Annotated in this window: 15 protein-coding genes and 1 pseudogene; 7 read left to right on the top strand and 9 right to left on the bottom strand. The window is 39.4% G+C overall.

The genetic code is table 11. From position 1 onward, the window contains the following. Window positions 1-151 precede the first annotated feature (151 nt). From EWV84_RS09115 to EWV84_RS09095, 5 genes are all read left to right on the top strand, one after another. Window positions 152-1,225: a serine/threonine-protein kinase gene (locus EWV84_RS09115; RefSeq protein ID WP_287077747.1), complete on the top strand. Its 1,074-nt coding sequence runs from the start codon at window positions 152-154 to the stop codon at window positions 1,223-1,225. A 178-nt stretch (window positions 1,226-1,403) separates the two neighbouring features. After that, window positions 1,404-1,688 carry a hypothetical protein gene (locus tag EWV84_RS09110; RefSeq protein ID WP_287077746.1) on the top strand — a complete coding sequence of 95 codons (285 nt, stop codon included), beginning with the start codon at window positions 1,404-1,406 and terminating at the stop codon, window positions 1,686-1,688. A gap of 210 nt (window positions 1,689-1,898) precedes the next feature. Continuing rightward, on the top strand, window positions 1,899-2,390 hold the full coding sequence (locus EWV84_RS09105) for a COP23 domain-containing protein (protein WP_287077745.1): 492 nt from the start codon (window positions 1,899-1,901) through the stop codon (window positions 2,388-2,390). 59 nt (window positions 2,391-2,449) lie between these two features. Further along, complete coding sequence (locus tag EWV84_RS09100; protein ID WP_287077744.1) at window positions 2,450-3,853, top strand: S1 family peptidase; 1,404 nt, start codon at window positions 2,450-2,452, stop codon at window positions 3,851-3,853. Beyond that, window positions 3,837-4,769, top strand: coding sequence for a S1 family peptidase (locus EWV84_RS09095; RefSeq protein ID WP_287077743.1), 933 nt, complete (start codon window positions 3,837-3,839; stop codon window positions 4,767-4,769). The genes EWV84_RS09100 and EWV84_RS09095 overlap by 17 nt, the downstream gene beginning before the upstream one ends. A 160-nt stretch (window positions 4,770-4,929) precedes the next feature. On the opposite strand, the gene EWV84_RS09090 is transcribed toward EWV84_RS09095, so the two are convergent. The 4 genes from EWV84_RS09090 to EWV84_RS09075 form a co-directional block, all read right to left on the bottom strand. Beyond that, window positions 4,930-5,415: a PIN domain-containing protein gene (locus tag EWV84_RS09090; RefSeq protein ID WP_287077742.1), complete on the bottom strand. Its 486-nt coding sequence runs from the start codon at window positions 5,413-5,415 to the stop codon at window positions 4,930-4,932. Then, window positions 5,408-5,659, bottom strand: coding sequence for a UPF0175 family protein (locus EWV84_RS09085; protein ID WP_002739985.1), 252 nt, complete (start codon window positions 5,657-5,659; stop codon window positions 5,408-5,410). Before EWV84_RS09085 ends, EWV84_RS09090 begins: the two co-directional genes overlap by 8 nt. A 309-nt stretch (window positions 5,660-5,968) precedes the next feature. Then, a complete protein-coding gene (locus EWV84_RS09080) occupies window positions 5,969-6,325 on the bottom strand; it encodes a DUF5615 family PIN-like protein (RefSeq protein WP_286824195.1) in 357 nt (118 codons plus the stop codon). Next, a complete protein-coding gene (locus EWV84_RS09075; RefSeq protein WP_286824183.1) occupies window positions 6,322-6,627 on the bottom strand; it encodes a DUF433 domain-containing protein in 306 nt (101 codons plus the stop codon). The genes EWV84_RS09080 and EWV84_RS09075 overlap by 4 nt, the downstream gene beginning before the upstream one ends. A gap of 712 nt (window positions 6,628-7,339) precedes the next feature. Here EWV84_RS09075 and EWV84_RS09070 point away from each other — a divergent pair. Together EWV84_RS09070 and EWV84_RS09065 are read left to right on the top strand one after the other, a co-directional pair. Further along, window positions 7,340-8,089 carry an SIMPL domain-containing protein gene (locus tag EWV84_RS09070; RefSeq protein WP_287077749.1) on the top strand — a complete coding sequence of 250 codons (750 nt, stop codon included), beginning with the start codon at window positions 7,340-7,342 and terminating at the stop codon, window positions 8,087-8,089. 140 nt (window positions 8,090-8,229) lie between these two features. Beyond that, window positions 8,230-9,536: pseudogene (locus EWV84_RS09065) on the top strand (RNA-guided endonuclease InsQ/TnpB family protein). A 58-nt stretch (window positions 9,537-9,594) separates the two neighbouring features. Here EWV84_RS09065 and EWV84_RS09060 read toward each other — a convergent pair. The 5 genes from EWV84_RS09060 to EWV84_RS09040 form a co-directional block, all read right to left on the bottom strand. Next, a complete protein-coding gene (locus tag EWV84_RS09060; protein WP_287077741.1) occupies window positions 9,595-11,256 on the bottom strand; it encodes a GUN4 domain-containing protein in 1,662 nt (553 codons plus the stop codon). Window positions 11,257-11,367: 111 nt separating this feature from the next. Further along, window positions 11,368-11,799 carry a hypothetical protein gene (locus EWV84_RS09055; RefSeq protein ID WP_287077748.1) on the bottom strand — a complete coding sequence of 144 codons (432 nt, stop codon included), beginning with the start codon at window positions 11,797-11,799 and terminating at the stop codon, window positions 11,368-11,370. A 51-nt stretch (window positions 11,800-11,850) separates the two neighbouring features. After that, the gene (locus EWV84_RS09050; protein WP_287077740.1) at window positions 11,851-13,863 is read right to left on the bottom strand and encodes a phospholipase effector Tle1 domain-containing protein; all 2,013 of its coding nucleotides are present in this window, start codon (window positions 13,861-13,863) and stop codon (window positions 11,851-11,853) included. Window positions 13,864-14,183: 320 nt separating this feature from the next. Then, entirely contained in the window at window positions 14,184-15,353 is a 1,170-nt protein-coding gene (locus EWV84_RS09045; RefSeq protein WP_287077739.1) for a DUF6014 family protein, read from the bottom strand. A gap of 61 nt (window positions 15,354-15,414) precedes the next feature. After that, window positions 15,415-17,484, bottom strand: a complete 2,070-nt coding sequence (locus EWV84_RS09040) for an ABC transporter ATP-binding protein/permease (RefSeq protein ID WP_287077738.1) — start codon at window positions 17,482-17,484, stop codon at window positions 15,415-15,417. Between the last annotated feature and the right edge of the window lie 755 nt (window positions 17,485-18,239).

Raw genomic sequence — 18,239 nt, 5'->3', positions numbered from 1 at the left:
CTGAACGAAACCCCTTACTATCTGTTGTCAAGGTTCAGTTTTTAGCTTGGTTATCGCTTTCTCCATTGTAGCTTAAAGCCGTCCTAAAAGGACGGGGTTTTAACCCAAATTTTCGATAAACCATCTTCCGTCAAGATTGCCAACCAAGACCATGAAACCCTCAATGATTATTGGCCAGTATTATAAAATTGTAAAAAAATTGGGCATGGGTGGATTTGGAGAAACCTATATAGCCGAAGATTTACGACGTTTAGGAAGTCAATGTGTTATTAAGAAGCTTATCTTTAAAAGCAATAACCAAGAGGAACTTAAAAAAGCGCAGGAGTTATTTAATCGAGAAGCTCAAACGCTAGTGAATTTAGGCAAACACGATCAAATTCCTTATTTACTTGCCTACTTTTTAGACAATCAAGAATTTTATTTAGTTCAAGAATATATAGAGGGCAATTCGCTGGAAGAAGAAATTCGCAATCGGGGAAAATTTGAGGAACAGGAAGTCATTGAATTTTTGCTAGGGATTCTCCCCGTTTTAGAATACATTCATAAAAAACAAGTAATTCATCGAGACATCAAGCCATCGAATATCTTGCGTCGGGATCGAGATAAAAAAATTATTTTGATTGATTTTGGAGGAGTCAAAGCACCTCTTTTAACCAATTCAACATTACCGAATTCATCGGGAGGGAATCTAACTAAAATTTTTACCAGTGGTTATACGCCAAAAGAACAAATGGACGGTTATCCAGAATTCAATAGTGATATTTATGCTTTGGGAATGACTGTTATTAATGCTTTAACTGGTATTGAACCAAAAGATATATCTCGTAATTCGAGGACCAAAATGCTCGCATGGAGAACAAGGGCTAATAACGTGGGGGATCAACTAGCGGCTATTATCGATCGAATGATTCAAGAAAACCACACAGATCGCTATAAAAATGTAAAAGAAATTCTTGAAGACTTGCATCATTTAGGAAAAACAGTAGTTATCAATAATAGTCGAGTCAGTGTTCTTCGTTCGGCGATCAATACCCAGATTCCTATGGTCAATATACCTCTGGGCAAGTTTTTGATGATATTAGTCATGATCACAGGATTTATCTGGGGTTTTAATCTACTGAAGCCGAGCAAGTCCCCAATTCCAAACCCATCTCCTAGTCCTTCTTCGCCACCCGAAAACGGGGGAGGGATTTTTCTTCGTCCCGATAATCTAAAGAAGAACTAGGCTAGAGTCAAAGCACATCTAATCGTCTGGCTCGATAAGGGAAAGAAATGATTCTGGTTTCTGTGTGGAAATGGGGTATATACTGATAGTTTCTTCGGTAAAATAGCCCTAAAAGTCTTTTCCAGTAACCATTTCACCTTACATAAACAAAAATTATCACACAAAGTCGAGAAGAGCCATGACACGTCAATTTCATCAGATTATACCCCTGTTGGGATTATTGATTAGCTCGTTAAGTCTCTATACCGCCCAATACAATCTGCACTTTGTCTGGAAAAATCTAGTGTTGAATTGTCAATCTCATCGCCACCTAGAAATTTGTCGGGATGTGCTACCGACTAGAGGTTCCGATAAACCTCTATTCCTTCGCACTGAAGAAAATGAACGAGAACGGTTGATCGAGCCATCAGAACCCCTATTTTTGCCGACTGATTCCTACCGAAAGCCGATCAGAGTACCTTGATTTTGTCAGAAAATCGTGACAAAACGAACACGGATGCAGAAATTGTTGAGTTAAGCAGAAATTGTTGAGTTAAGATGATCTGAGTATTATCCTTAGTGCTGGAGGGTTTTAACGTTGAATAGACTCAAGAGGTTCGCAATAGTTCTTGTAGCGGCAGTAGTCGGATTTTCGGTCTTATTCTCTCAGCCGATTTTCGCAAAAAACCCGCCAGTGACGTTTCAGTGTCAAACTCTCAGTAGTGGTGTTCCCACTACTGTGGCTACTAGCCCGAAATGGCAGAACCAACCACGTCAATTAATTCGTTGGTTAGAACCGTTAGCGAGAGAGGCTGGCTACACCCCGCTACGACGCTGTCAAGAGGTCAGTAATCGTCTTAATGAAAAGTTCAGTAAAGGTGGTCAATATATAAGGGCTGATTATATCAACGGAAATCCTACAATTTGTACTACGAATCAAGAGGGAGCTAAATGTAGAGAAGAGCAACTTCTCTGGACGCTTGATGGAAATATTTACGGATTCGAGGATGGTAGTGGTGGGAAAGAAAGCCCTAGTCAATTATTAGAAGATTTGTTCGCTCTCAATGATAGAAACTTTTCTGGGCGGCCTCTCAAGCAGTGTGGTAATAAGTCAACTTTCGTTAACATTATGGCGGTTTTACGAGGTGAAGAGAAGGTGGCCAGAGAAGTGTGTGTTTCGCAGTAATCATGAAACTTAGAAAATTTATCGTTATCTTTCTGTTAACTTGCATGGTGTTGTTCACCATGCAAGCTTTTTTATATCCTATCGAGGCACAAACTTCTCATTCTGATGAGCAACCCTCTATAGGGAAGATGGATGAAGATATGATAAGGGATATCGCTAGATTGATCACTGTAAGAGTTTACACAGTTTTATGGGAAAAATGGCCATTGACAACAGACGTCAGTGGTTCGGGAGTTATCGTTGATAGGCAAGAAATCAAACGGAAAAATAGTCAAAGCATCTACAATTATTTAGTCTTAACAAACGCTCATGTCTCATCTGGAATTGACAAATTTTATATTCAAACTCATGAGGGTTTCATTCATAGAGGTCAAATTCATCCCAAGGCTAAATTCGAGCGAATGGGGGTAAAAGCCGATCTAGCATTGTTATGGTTCGAGAGTCCTTATCAATACGAAACAGCCATTAAAAAAACCTCGGAAAATTTGCCAGATAAAAGTGACTTTTTTGTGACTGGATTTCCCTGTAAATTAAGTGCAGTTCCTAGTACTGATTGTTCAGCAGAATTTCTTTTTACCAAAGGCAAAGGATGGGTTATTGATCGCTATCTAAAGGACGGATATCAATTGGCTTTTACCAATGACACCGAGGAAGGAACCAGTGGAGGTGCAATTCTCGATCATAAAGGGCATTTAGTAGGAATCAATGGAAAAGGAAAAACCACGACTGATGCCCCACAAAATAACTACGCAGATAATGAGAGAGTTCCGTTAATTATTCAAGAAAATGCTCCCTTATCTTTGGGATTACCTATTGATTGGTATTTATCGCTTAATTCCCAGCAATTATTTAGAGATTTACCGACCTCCACGCCTCAATTAGAACCGATCGGATTTTTGTCCCCACCTCCTTCCGTCAAATCAGAAACTCGTGGGGTAAGTAAGTTAAACCCCATGACTGCTGTTGATCGGCTAACTCTTGAACAAAAGTTGAACATGATCTTGATACTATCGGGGGTATTGCCTTTGATAGTATTGATTCTGATAATATCAGTAGTTTTGACAATCCTTAAAAATAGAATCGAAAATTTTTGGATTTATTTTCATCCAACAGAAATAGCAACATTTCAGATAGAATCGAACCACAAAATTAAATTTTTTATATCAAATTCTGAAAAGGTAGTCGATTTTCCTACACATAAGTCCACAAAATTGGAAGCTGCACATAACTGTCAAATAATGCTTACTCCCTTAAGTTTGGGAAGCAATCAAAACAAAACTATTATCCCAAAAATAGTAAATCCTGATAAACACTATTATCGATACGAGCTATATAAAACAGAGGAAAATAACACAGTTATTTATCAAATTGTTTGTAAAGGGAAAAATCTTAAACAAAGATATGATATATCTAAAAGTGAAATTGTTACCATTCAATTTGAATTTAATGACAACACTGGTTAATAAAAAATCTCTTAAAAAAAGAAATATTTTTCACGAAAGCAAAGTAAAAAAGATGAAGTATCGAGCTATTTATACCATTTATTTGTCAATTCTTTTATGGGGTATATTGGTAGGTTGTGAAAAAGACGGCACTACGCCACAACAGCAGGAGGTAAATCCATCAGTAATTTCCGAAATATTAAGAAAATCTACTGTGTATATCAAAGGAATAGGAACGGGTATAATCATCGGTTCCGCTTCTAATAATTACTATGTGCTAACCGCTAAACACGTAGTAGATAACCCATCTTCAAAAGAGATCGTTACCTACGACCGTCGATTCTATCCGATCCAAGAAATTATCCCAGATAGAACATTAGACCTAGCCATTGTTAAATTCACCAGCGAGATGGATTATCCTACTGTCACTTTAAATCGCAATATCTCTCAAGGTCAAGCAGTCTCGGTATTAGGTTGGAGATATTGTTCTGGAAAACCCAAAGAGGAGTTGACACGTGGAACTATAGAGCAGATCGTCCGATCCGATCAAGAGTATACCGAAAATGATAAAAAGCTTTTAGAGAATCTCGACGATCCAAAAAAACACTTTCAAGAGGGAAATCGAGTCAAATATACAAATCCAACAATTGAAGGAATGAGTGGGGCTGGAGTTTTTAATCAACATGATCAAGTGGTGGCTATTCATGCTACGGCTGGAACCTATGAGAACAGTACAGAAAACTGTTCGGTGTTAGATAGTACCCATAGTCCTAACTGGGGAATTCCGATCGAGGTTTTTTTAGATTCTCCATTATCTCGCGGAATCCCGATCAAAACGATCAAAGCTTCTCCTGACCAGAAGGAAAATCCTTCCCCGCAGAATATCAAGGAACAATCAAATGAGCCGATCTTTAAAAGACCGAAATCAAGAAATTAATCTCATTTGTTTGACCTGTACCCTTTACTGTTCATCATCGCAAACGTTTAGGGGTGAAAGCGGCACTCACAGGAAAGCAAATTCTGTCTTTGATTGAACGGTATTTTCGATTAGTTGTCCCGCACGTCTGTTACCGAGGGGAGAGGGAAGGGGAACTATTCTATCCTTCACCAGCTAATTTTAAGACAGAAGTACGAGTAGTGGCATCTAAGCGAAAATTCAGCAATTCTAGTTGATTAAGAATTGGCTCAATACGGTGTAGATAACCATTTTGTTTAGCCTTTAATAATATTCCCATTGTTCCAGTGAGTTTTATTCCTAATAAGTTTGCATATCGTCTTGCCAATCCATCATCAAGTAAAGCGAGAGAATCGGGAATTTCTATTGCTAAAGCTAATACTTCTTTTTCTCCTTTTCCTAAATCAGTGACAAGGGGTAAAAGAGAAACTGATTTTGCTTGTTGAATAATTATCCAACTTAAGGAGGTTATATCAGGTAAAGAGATTCCAGAAGCCTTTCCAACAGTTAACTCTTGATCTACTGAAAAAGGAATAATTATCTGTCCGTAAAAGTTTGGTAGTAACTCAAGTAAGTTAGTCTGATAGAGGTATTGAATCGGTGATGTATCGGCAATGACGTTAGGCATTGGCCAGATCCTCGATTAATTCTGCTTCCTTGAGTCGGAAGGTATCAACTCCATAGTCTGCAAGTTTAGAAAGAAAAACAACTCGTGGAATACCTGCTAAATTGGCAGCAGTGCCAGAGGAAAGTTTTCCCAGTTCATAAAGTTTAATGGCAGCAAGAAGAGAGATTTCTTGTGCCAGTTGTTCTGGGGTGAGATGTAAAGCGAGGGCGGTTTCATCGGGTAGGGAGAGAGTGATTTGGTACATGATGAATACTAGAGTTTTTCTTATTATACTAAATCCGTTGAGTATAGGCTACACATCAGTACAGGCAAAAGTAATAAGCAATAGACAAAAGGGGCAACAGATAATCAGTTTTTAATAACCGAATTTAGTACCAGACGCTTCACGAAGCTATTAGACGAACTCCTCTTCTGGAGGCTTTATCTGTAGTCGGCATTTTTCGCCGTTTCTGTGTGTATAAATAGGCAGAGATTTTATGAGCTTAAAAAAAGCGAAATAAATGGCAAAAGAGCGAGGAATAGGATTTAAGTTTTAAGATTTGTAAATTGTAGCTTACCCTTTAATAAATTCTACATTATTCTCGATCTGTTCACTTGTTTTCCCAGAAATTAATTCCAAAATTTGGCGTAATTGTTCTCCAATTGAGTAACGTTGTTGAGGAGCGAGTATGATTCCTCGATGAGATTTACTTTCCGTTAAATACTGAGTGTGTAGGCGGTAAAAATCGCCTCGATTAAAAGTGTATAATACCCTTCCTTGACCAGTAGCATAGTCTAATTGTTCTGAATCGGAGCTCCCCAACATCGCTGCTTCTGTAGCCGTTATCACATCGACTCCTCTAGCTCTTAAAGCCGCTACAAGGCTCTGATCCATCGAGTCTTCATCTAAATATAATGTCAGCTTGACTATTTATTTAACTTAGATTGAAGCCACTCCTGTTCAAATTGTTTCACCTCGGCTTCTTCCTGAGCTAAATCAGTTTCAATTTCTTCCCTGTTGGCATGATAGTAAGTTAAAGCCGCATAAACTTTGGCTAAATCCAAATGGGGATGTCCTATCCGGTTTAAAATTTCTTCAGGAGTCAGCCCTAATTTATACCAAGAAACAATGCGGCGTACTGTAAATCCTGTCCCAGTAATTGTTGGTCTTCCTCCTCGAATTTCAGGAGAATGATCGATTAAAGTTCCAATTTCAATTGTCGTCGTAGTCATGATCCAAATCATTAATAAATTTGCCTTTTAACAGGTGGTCAACTACCTAATTTTCAGGGAAAAAGTCCCGGAATTTTCCCCCTGATCACTCCCAGTCCGGTACTTTTTGATTGACAAAAAGTCTAAAAGTCTTACCCAACAAGGTTTTTATATTTATTCAGCAGACCCTAATTATATCATAATAACGGTTGAAAATAAAGCTAACATTTTCAATTTAGCAATTCTCAGTTTTAGACACAGCAAGTCTTTTAGTGATTTTAAGAACATTTTAAAGGGGGATTTTTGGGCAACTTTGGATGTACTATCACGTCAAAAGCCTGAAGACTCGTGAAATGAAATTCGCAATCCCATGGAATTTTATGCCGTATTATGCGAACTAACCCCCAAAAGCCTTGCTACAGGGCAAATTTAGAATTGCTATTCTAAAGGAGATTTCCGTGATCGCAGTTTTAAAATGTCCCTCAAATAGAGAAGAATCAGAGGAAAGCTTATCCAGTCAAGTTTTGAGCGAAAGCGACCGCAATCTCAGATAACTTGGGGATTGTTGCTAAAAAGAGGCTTTATGCCTCTTTTTAGGTGATTTCTGGCCAAGATAGTCGATCTGTAAAAGCGCATCAACCTGACGCAAGAAAAATTGATTTTTGTAAATAATAATTTCAACTCGCTCGCTACTAGCATAGGATAGAAACGTCCGATTTCTAGGATGGGGATGATGAAAGACAGTTCTATATTCCGACGTTTCCCACAAGTATTCGCAGGTTTGTCGGTGCTATCGATCGCTCTCGTCTTGAGTTCCTGGATAGCGGCGCGCTCCCTCTTAGCGGTGAAACGGGCCAGCGATGTTTTTGTCGTGACTGGTTCGGCAAAAAGGGCGATTATATCCGATTATATTCTCTGGCGTTTATCGGTTTCCAGTCAACAACCCACCGCCCGCGAAGCCTACCGCGATCTGATCCGGCAAACCGAGCGGATACGAGCTTATCTCAAAGAAAAACAAGTTCCCGACGACGCAATCACCACCAACGCGATCGAGACGATGGCGATTCCCGAAGTAACAGCTAACGGCCAGGAAACCGGGCAAATTCTCGCCTATCGCCTCACCCAACGCTTCGAGATCCGAGCGGGGGATGTGGCCCGTTACACGGAACTTTCTCGGCAGGTAACGGAATTGATCGAGGAGGGAATTAACCTCGTCTCCGAACCCCCCCAATACCTTTACACCCAACTCGATAAGCTGCGGGTGGAAATGGTGGCGGCAGCGACCAAGGATGCGAGAGCCAGAGCCGAAGCGATCGCCAGTAGTACCGGCAGTCGGGTGGGAAGGGTGCGCGATGCGAAAACGGGAGTTTTTCAGATCACCTCGCGCAATTCCACTGACGTGAGCGATTCGGGAATTTACGACACCTCCTCGATCGACAAAGATATTACCGCGGTCGTTTCGGTGACGTTCGGGATCGAGTGAATTACAACACAATCTTTACCGAAAACTTGGGTTTAAACCCCCGCCATGCCCCGCGTAGCAGAGGGCGGTTTTTAGATAATGGGTTGTCAGTTTAATATTTAATGTGTTAGAACAAGTTTATTCTTGAAATTTTAGCGTAAATGTTTGTCCTAGAGTTTAAGGTTGAGGCTAAATTAAAACAATATCAGGCTATAGACGATGCTATCCGCGCCGCCCAATTCATCCGCAATAAATGCTTAAGGTATTGGATGGACAACAAAGGTGTAAACAATTATGATCTATCAGCTTATTGTCGAGTTTTAGCCCATGACTTTAAATTTGCTGGTCAATTAAATTCTCAGGCAAGGCAAGCATCGGCTGAAAAGGCATGGTCTTCTATTTCCCGTTTCTTTGACAACTGTAAGCAGAAGGTAATCGGGAAAAAAGGGTATCCACGGTTGAAAAAGTTTTCTCGCTCGGTTGAATATAAAACAACAGGATGGAAGCTGATTAATCCTAAAACTATTCACTTTAGCGATCAAAAGGGGATTGGAACACTTAAACTAAAAGGCACTTGGGATTTAGGATACTTTCAGTAGTCTGACATTAAGCGAGTTAGGCTTATTAAACGTGCTGACGGCTATTATTGTCAATTTGTTCTTTCTTGTGACGTTAAAGAAGATGTTAAGCCATCAGGTAAGTGTATCGGACTAGATGTGGGATTAGCTTCTTTCTATACAGATAACAATGGCAACAAGGTTGATAATCCTAAATTTTTGAAAAAGTCCGAGAAAAGATTAAAACGACTTCAAAGACGATTATCTAAAAAGAAAAAGGGAAGTAAAAATCGTCAAAAAGCTAGACAAAGATTAGCTAAAGCTCACCTTAAAGTAAATAGGCAACGTCAAGACTTTGCTGTGAAGTTAGCAAGGTGCGTAGTTCACTTCTTAGATGTGATAGCCCAGGTCGATTTAAGAGTTAAGAACTTAGTTAAGAATCATTGTTTAGCTATAGCGGTTCTCGCATATGTGCGGCACACTTAAACCTTTGCTGATTAAGCTGCTCAGGATCGGCAATGTACCTCTTGTGAATCAGAAACGCTATAAATCGATAAATGATGCGGCCTGGTATCAGTTTCGGGAATGGATAGAGTATTTTGGGGTTAAATTTGGCAAGATAACAATTGCTGTCGCACCGAATTATACAAGTCAAAACTGTTCAAACTGTGGTGAAACTGTCAAAAAATCTTTATCGACTAGAACCCATCAATGCAAGTGTGGATGTGTTTTAGATCGGGATGAAAACGCCGCTATCAACATCCTTAAGAAGGGGTTAGGTACTGTAGGGCATACAGGAACTTTCGATGCTCGACCCAATAAACGCTTGGGGAGAGAATACCTCTACTTTTTCAGAAGCAATTCTGTCTAAGCAAGTAATCTCTTTGAACCAAGAATCCCAGTCGCTTTAGCGCGCGGGGAGTGTCAATTAACGAGTAATTTAGATAGTCAACAGCTTAGATAATCGCTTTAAAAGTCAGACAGAGGAATAATTCCACAGGCTTGAATTTTGCTTAAAACGAGGTGAAGTTGCCACAATAACCAATTGCCAACTCTCCAGAAAGCCAGGGAGTTTTGATTGTCAGAAGCTTCCGCAGATGGGTAACAAAGATTTTCTTCAAAAATCAACCAATGAACGGGTAAATGACCGAGGGGAGAATTCGGCTCTAATTCAAAGTTTAGTTGCTCATAATTGAGCCATTGACCTTCTTTCCGCCAACCCAGCCGATCGCCAAGTTTCTTTTGGGTTTCATAATCCACTAAACCACCGAGACTAGAGAAAATGGCTTGCTGAATACTAAAACCGAAATGACCATTACTATAATGAAGCCAAAGTTGATCAATTTTTTTCAGATCCGAACAAGGTAATTGAGCAATATCTTGAGGATAAACCTCATTCCAGTAGGTTCTACCCAAAATTTTTAATAGTAGTTGGGTTGTTTGGCGATCGGCCGCTTGCCACTGTTGCTTTCTTAGCAAATCTTGTAATTGATTATAATCAATATCAGCCGATTCTTGAGTTAAGATATTTGGGGAAGTCTGGGGATTTTTAGAAGTAGAAGATTTGTGAAGACTGTTTTGAGTGAATTGAGAGACAACTATTGCCAGGGGAGTTTTGGGGATAGTGTCTTTTTGACAAGCCTCTTGTTCTGCTAAATGATGAGATAATTTATTGATGGTTTTTTCTAGGGAAATAAATTGTTCTGACCATTCACTTTCATTGAATAAGTAATCATTAAATTGATCAGAGGAAAAAGCCTCTTTTAACCTTGCTTCTTTCTCGTAACCAGTCGCCAGAAAATTTAGCAAAAACTCAGAATTTATGGCTGAATCTGACGTTTCTAAGAGATCAGGCTGAGGTAGAAAAATATTATCTACCAAATACTTAATTTCTCCAACTGTTGCATAAAATTCTTCATCCACCTTAATCACTTCTTCTATTAATAATTGAAAAGGAGCAAAATAGTCCTGTAAGTAGTTTTCAAAATTAATCGCATTTTGGGCAAGATCAGCAATTTCTTGGCGAACTCGTTGAGATTTGAGTTGATAATGATTTAATTCCTCATAAATTTTGAGTTCTTGAATAATTGCTTGCACAATTTTTTTCTGCTTTTGAGTATCCTCGGCTAATTTCTGAACGCCTTCCCCTAGTAATTTAGTTTTTCTCAACATCAAAAAAGATGTTTTTCCCAGTAGCAAAATTGACCGAAAATTTTCCTGTTTTTCTAGCTTGAGTTGATTGAGAATATTCTGATTATTATTGTTTTTAATTTCTAACTTTATTCTCTCGTAGTCTAATATTTTCAATTCTTGATATTTTTGGGAAAATAAAATTTTGAGATTGTCACTGAGTTGGAGTAAAAAACGATAATATCCGTCCTGATAGATTTCTAGTCCATTAATTAGTAAATTATAGTCTTTAATTAATAACTGAGTCTCGATCAAGATTTCTTGTTGAGTAATTTTTTCTTTTCGTTTAATAATCTTACCAAAATAGTAATGGTAGCGAACTCCTTCTTGAATTAATTTCCGACGTTCCTTGATGATTTTCTGAAAATTTTTTAAGTATCTATTTTTAAAAACAGGAAGTTGATAGATTTGCTCATAAATGGCAATTTTTTTATAGGTCATCAGATGTTGAGAGTTCCTATTTAGCATAGCTATCTTAGACCAAAAAATTCCTCAATACTTAGCAATAATCATCCGCTGCCCCCATCTCTTGCAAGAGGGAGCAATACCTAATTAAACATTTTCAACTTCAACAACAACTGGTTCATTTTCAATAACTGGTTCATTTTCAATAACAACTGTTTGAGGATTTTCAGGAGTTGGCTCAGTTACCGTTTCTTGCTGCTTTACTGTCTGTTCTTGATGGTCAGTCAAGTGTTTTTTGGTTTTTAATTTCAGGTCATCAGTCAGAGGTAAAGCATCAATTTCAGCTAAAAGTGTTTCCAGGGATTCTTTTTTACTTCGCTCAGTGTAAAAAGCATTCAGAACCGCTTCAATTCCGTACTCGGCGATCGCATCTCCTAAGACAGTAACCAACCCCATCGCTCCGATACCCAGAAAAACTACAAAGGGTTGTCCGAGGGTGAAAATTAGCACGATGACAGCAATAATAGCCGAAGCTAAATAAGTACCTGCCACTTTTTTGATAATGTTATCGAGTTCCATAAAAATCACCTCAAATTTCTAGCGAAGGATTAGTTTAATTTTAAAGCAAGGTTACTCTGTCTGTTGATCGTCGTCAAGTAAAGCTTGAAGAAAAGGTTCAAGACTTTTGGGACGATAATCGGAAAAGGCCTTTAATCGTTTTACCACACTGTGATGAACAGTGACAACTTTTGTATTGAAATATCGCCATTGCTCACCTCCCAAGGCCGACAATCCTTTAACAGTATTATCGAACTTGATGGTCGGGTCTGGTTTAATTTGGAATTCCTCGGATTCAGAGGTAGTTGAATTAAACTCTAATCCCAATTTTTTGGCTTGATTAATCATCCATTGTAACGGGTAGTCGGAAAGTCCTTGATATTCTTTTTTGCCACCACCTAGACAGGTATGTTCACCGACAAATAAAACTTCTTTGACAACTTGTTCAGGATTTTCGGGATTGGCTTTGATCGGAGTGGAAGGGAAGTTTCTACGTTTTTCATCAATGGCAACAGCATGAAAAGCATTCTGGATAATCGGACTTAGTTTTGTATTACTAAATTCATATTTTTTATGATAAAACTTAGCCAGGGGAAACCAAGGAGTTAAATCGGGAATACCAAAATTGCCAACTGTATCCCAACAACCTAACATCTTGACTGGAATACGATCTTGAAAATCTTCCTTTTCTGTCTCAATTTTTTTAGCATTAGCGGCACGAAATTGTTGAGCTTTGGCACTATCGGAACTAACGGTGTGGTCTCGATAGAGTTGATAAGCTAGGGGAATTTCTTTAATCTTAGAGCGTTTTAGGATTCCACATTTATCGATAAAACTGGCCAAACATCGAACGATATATGCTCCTCGACTAAAACCTAACAAATAAATTTCATCCTCGGTTGTGGGATTGTAGTTAAGGACAAGAAAACGATAGGCATCTTGAATCATTCGATCGAGGCCCCAGCCAAAAGTTTCATTCCCTAAACTTTTAATAAATTCGTTATCTTCGGGGCTGCCAGAACCTGACAGAAAGACGATTTGGGGGGTTTGATCTTCGGCAATATACTTAATGGATTCGGCGAATTTAACCACATTGGTGGGGTAAGCACTGGCAGAGTCTTCCCAAGAACCATCACAACAAATAATTAACCGTTTTTTCTGGTTTGAATAAGTGAGGCTATCCAGTTGAGAAATTGCTGTTTCAGTAATCTCCTCAATTTCATTGCTGGCAAGGGCAGCTTCTTCGGCAATTATAATTGATTCTGAATTATCTTCCCGGGAAGGTTCTTGATTTTCAGATGGAGCATCCTGTTCAATCACTTCTTCTTCTTCAAGGGAGTTAAAAATTTCGTTGACCATTGTTATCCTTTTCGCACTCCTTCTAGCTTTACTGCTAGTCTGAGTTTTTGATTTAGGGATCGAGGTCGGTTTGGAGGGAAGACTATCTAGTTGCCAGGTTGTCCCATGAAGAATACCATGATTGCTATAACTTGTTTGATCCTCGGCACTGCCATTGAGTGATAAATAAGTGACTAAACCAAGGTCATCAACTAAGGGAGATTGATACATCGCTTCTTGGATTTCTTCTTGGCTACGCGCTTGATTCCAAACAGAAAATTCGGCGAGACAACCTTGCCAATAATGAGCGGGATTAACAGAGGCTCCCAAGATGATTTTTTCAATCCCCGTTAAGGCCCGGTTATGACCGTTGCCACGATGCCAAATGATACCATTGCGATAGATCAACATTCGGCCTGTGGTCGCATTTTTGACAAAGGCCCAGTGAGTCCAATCACTATAATCTTTAAGCTTGACTTTTTTTTCAATTCGATCGAAACCTTCTTCATTTCCCGCGTCCCAAAAAATCGCAGGTTTCACGGGATCGCCCCAGGGCAAGGTAATATGTAGAACGCGGTTATTTTCCTGATTAACAGCTTCTAAAAGAGTGGTTTCTGTGGATAAATTATTTTCCCCTTTTGCCCAAAATGTAATGGTAATACTCTGATCGATGTCAAGAAATCCGTGGGATAGCTCCATGTGATCATCGATGCCATTAAATTTTAGTACAGAGCGTTGTTCAGCCATTGGTTTTGTAATCACCTAGGGGAGAAAGAGGTAATCAGGGGTTCAGGGATTCTGACTAATAAGAGACTGATTTATCTGTCGTGATTTCCCAGAATGCTACCGCCTAGCTTAACACATTTTAGTTATCTAGTGATATATATAAATAAATGTGTAGGAGTCAACGACTAATATTCCAGGGCCGGCACTTGCTGTGGCGAGAAACTCAGAGGAGTTGACCCCAATCCCTATCGCCATCAAGTAGTAGAGACCTAGTACTTGGAGGGATGCACATGGCTGACTGACATCCCTCCCCGGGACGGTTATCAGCAAACCCTAGGTACTTATTGTAACTCTGACCAAATTCCTCGGCAGCGCTCTACAATTAGTCCCTGAAAAATTAATTGGGTTGCGGGATGAATCTCTACTTTATACAGAGCAAAAAGACCTGTTGGACTATTTAGATTTAACTCCCTTCTCGTTAGAGATAAAGCTTTTGTTCGGTGCATTTCCACCGCTTTTAGTAAGCCTGGATAACTGACATTACGCAGGGCCAATTGACCATTTTTTGTGAGATAAATAGCATCATTTTGCAAGAGATATTCCAAACTGATCAAACTAGCGTGGACATCCACATCTTTTTCTAAACCCCCTAAACGGTGAGCATCTAAACCAAAGCGAATGCAGAAATTAACAGCGACTAATTTTCCCGCTTCTTCGGCAGGTAAAGCACAGTCGGCAAATTCAAAGCCTAAACTATCTGAGCGCCACTCCTCGACTCCGGCATAGGTATAGTTTTGAAACAGTTTATTTTTGAGTTTCAAGTCAAATCCCAACCCACTAGCATGACCTGCTTCATGGAATTGGGTATCGAGATGGCGATAGCGTTCACCATTAATTTGATCCTCTAGGGGTCCTAATAGTAAATCGGCCGTTTCTGGCTCAAAAATTTTTCGGATACATTCGTAGCTAGAACCGGAAAAGCGTCTTTTTTGCTCACTGGCATTATTTAAAGCTGGCCCCTGAACACTATTGGGAAAAGTCCACCTATGGGGAACGATAAAAGCCTCCCCCTTTTCTCCGCTAACTGTACCACAACTAGCAATTTCAGTAAAGGACAAATTTCTGGGAATCGGTTGTCCTAAACTGCCAAATTTTTCACGAATTAACCTTTCTAGTTGTTCAATAGAAGGTTCACTATTTTTATGAATTTTTCCGTAAATCGCACTCAAAGTGACTTGTTGCTTCCCCTGACGATTGATGCTATAGGGAGCAATCATCAGAAAATAACCATTTTTATCGATAAAATTCAGATTAATGAAATCTTCTGATAAAATGCTCCAGTCATCGGTTTCTAAAGCCGCTGCTGTTTTCAGAAGCCACTGAGCCGGAATTTCACAGTTATCTGCTTCCTGTTGACGCAGTTTTTTCGCCGCAATTGCAATTTTATTTTGCTGGATATCTTGGACGATTTCTTGGAACAACTGTTGTTGATTAACCAGGGTTTGATTCATTTTTTTGGTAGCTAAGTTGGTGTAATGTTTTAACGTTGTTTTTTGAACCATCTCTCATCGGCTAAACTCTTAGCCATTTTAAGATTTTAGGGTCTTTGTCATAGCGATAGGTCAGTCCATCTTTCCCCGTAATTGATTTTCCCTGACTGGCTTTGCTTCTAATGCTACTGAGAGAATAGTCGCTTAATTCCTTCATTTGTGCATGGGAAAGTCCTTCTTCGACTTCTGTTAAGATTGTTGTCGTTGGCGATTCGGGGGGGGGTTCCTCGGCAGAATTGATTTTAGGATTGACCTCGGTTTCCTGATTCGGTAAATCTTCGAGCCTAGTTTGAGAATTATCGACAGAAATATTAATAATTTCTTTCGCTTTTTGTCGGCGATATTCCTCCACTGTAAGCAGTTGCCAATGGGAATTACTAGAGAGTTCTAAAACCCATTGATGATAGTTAAAGAGACTTTCCCGATGTCCAACACTAATAAAAGTTGTGTGAGTTTTTTGCAATTGCCGATATAAATTTTCCTCATTGTTTAAGTCCAAAGCACTTGTGGCTTCATCTAGGATAGTAAAACTGGGACGGGTAATTAATACCCTAGCAAAAGCCAAACGTTGTTGTTCTCCCAGGGACAAAATGTTTTCCCAAGGCTCTTCTGTATCAAAGCTATTGACTCGATTTAGTAAATTTTGGAGATTGACTTCTTGCAAAACTTCCCTCAATCTTATCTCATTGGTTTCTTGATTACGATTGGGATAGAGTAACTGTTCTCGCAAGGTTCCTAATATTATATAGGGACGTTGGGGCAGAAACAATACTTCTTCTAGGGGGGGGCGCACTAATCGGCCGGTTCCTGCATTCCATAAACCGGCAATCGCACGTAGCAAGGAACTTTTACCCCGACCACTCGGACCGACAATTAATAAACCTTGTCCAGGCTGAACAGAAAGGGAGAGGTTTTCGACAATTACCTGTTCATAATCGGGGGTTTGCAAGGTGACATCTTCAAAGGAAAATTGGGTTTCTTCGATGGTTTTAATCGTGCTTAAATTTTCCGGTTGTTTAATGACTTCTTCTAAGGCTTCGGAAAATTGCGATAGACGTTCAACATAACTGCTAAATTGTGCCGAAGTGCCAAATTCACTAATTAATTCCGCCAGCGCCGTAGCAAACAAATTAGCCGCTAAACAGGCTTGCCCGACCTGTCCGAAACTAATGCCCTCACTATTGATATACAAAGGACCCAAAATGACAAAAGTAAATACTTGAATTGCCGCCTGATAGCCCCGACTAAAAATTTCTGTGCCTCTCTCCCAATCAATTTTACGTTTAGCACTGTCTAAGAGTTTATTAAATCTCCGCTGAATAATATTTAATTCCTGATTTTCTCCCTCAAAGAAAGCGATCGACTCCGCATGATTACGAATGTGGGTTAGAGCATAATTATAGTTAGCCTTAAGTTCTAATTCTTCTTGAGTGATTTTATTTAAGGCTTGGTTAAAATAGATAGCAATGACGTTACCGAGAATTGTCCAAACGACTAAAATAATGGCGACAGAGGAAGAAATTGACCAGAGAATCACTAAAAAAGTGATCATATCTAGGACATTTTCTAGGGAAACTGCAAAAAAGGAGAGAGCTTTACTGGTAATCGGCTCAATTTCCTGGGATAAACGCTGATCTGGGTTGTCGATATCGGATTTAAAATTAATTCTGTAATAGGCGCGATTATGCAAATATTTTGTGAGAATCCAGTCATTGAGCCAAGCATACCAATCCAGGGCGATTCTTTTCCTGAGAAATTTAAGCAAGCCAACCAAAAGGGTGACAAAGAGCAGTCCAACCGCGAAAACTACCAAAGTTTTGACAAATTTATCAAAATCATTTTTTTCAAGAATGACATCAACTAAGTAATTACTAACAAAGCTATTGAAGGCATTTAAGCCTACAACCCCTAGGATTACCCCGATTAGTAGGATGAGCATGGCCCAAGCTTGAATCACATCGGCAAAAGTCCTTCCCCCCGATTCAGTAGGATACCAATAGGGAGCAGCGATCAGCTTGACACTGTGCCAAAATTTGCTGACATCGGAGATAATATTAGTCGTCGATCGATCTTGAGGGACTTGGGGGGACATATTCTCAGCAATAAGGGCAATTTTAGGTTTAGTGTTCTTGAATTGGGCTAAATAGGCAAAATTGACAAGACTTTAATCTAGTTCGAGTTTGACAACTTCTTGGCTCCCAGTTATCTTACTACAGGCCCATTATTCTGACAATCAGCATCTAAACCCCGCCAACGATGGGAAGTAGATTTTTTGCCCCCCTGTCCCCCCAGTATTGGGAGATTTAGAGGGCGAAAATCTCAATCCATGACCGTGCCAAGTATATAACCTGCGTGTCCTTGTTGCCCACTCTTTTTTTCCCCCAGCAATTCCAAATTCAGAATGTAGCTAAAGATACAAAATCCATGAAGTGCTTACTGGGAAGGGGTTTCATGCAAATATTTAGAATCAACGTAATGCTCTATCTAGTGATTGATCAAGTTTGTTTGCAGGTTAATGACTCTCTAAGAGACCGAGATTAGAGGAGAGAATGCAAAAAACCTCAGATATTAGCTTAATATCTCTTGTTTTCATAAAAACAAGAGCATATCTGTATCCTATGCTACCGTTTGAATTTGGAATTGCTGTTTTTTCCCTCTGACTTCTTTTTTTGCCCTTATCATCAGGTACAATGTCAGAGTAACTCTGTGAAACCGCTAATTCACATCGTTCATGATGGTGTAATGTACGTTATTTGATAGATAGCCGTAGCGGGTAAGATGCCCACACTACATCTTACATTTAAGAGGTATAGTGTCAGAGTAACTCTGTGAAACCGCTAATTCACA

Origin of the sequence: Microcystis sp. M_QC_C_20170808_M3Col (genome assembly GCF_007095505.1) — a bacterium.
In the GTDB taxonomy this organism is placed as follows: Bacteria; Cyanobacteriota; Cyanobacteriia; order Cyanobacteriales; family Microcystaceae; genus Microcystis.
The sequence above is the reverse complement of the archived record's forward strand: the minus strand, read 5'-3'. Positions and strand labels throughout refer to the sequence as shown.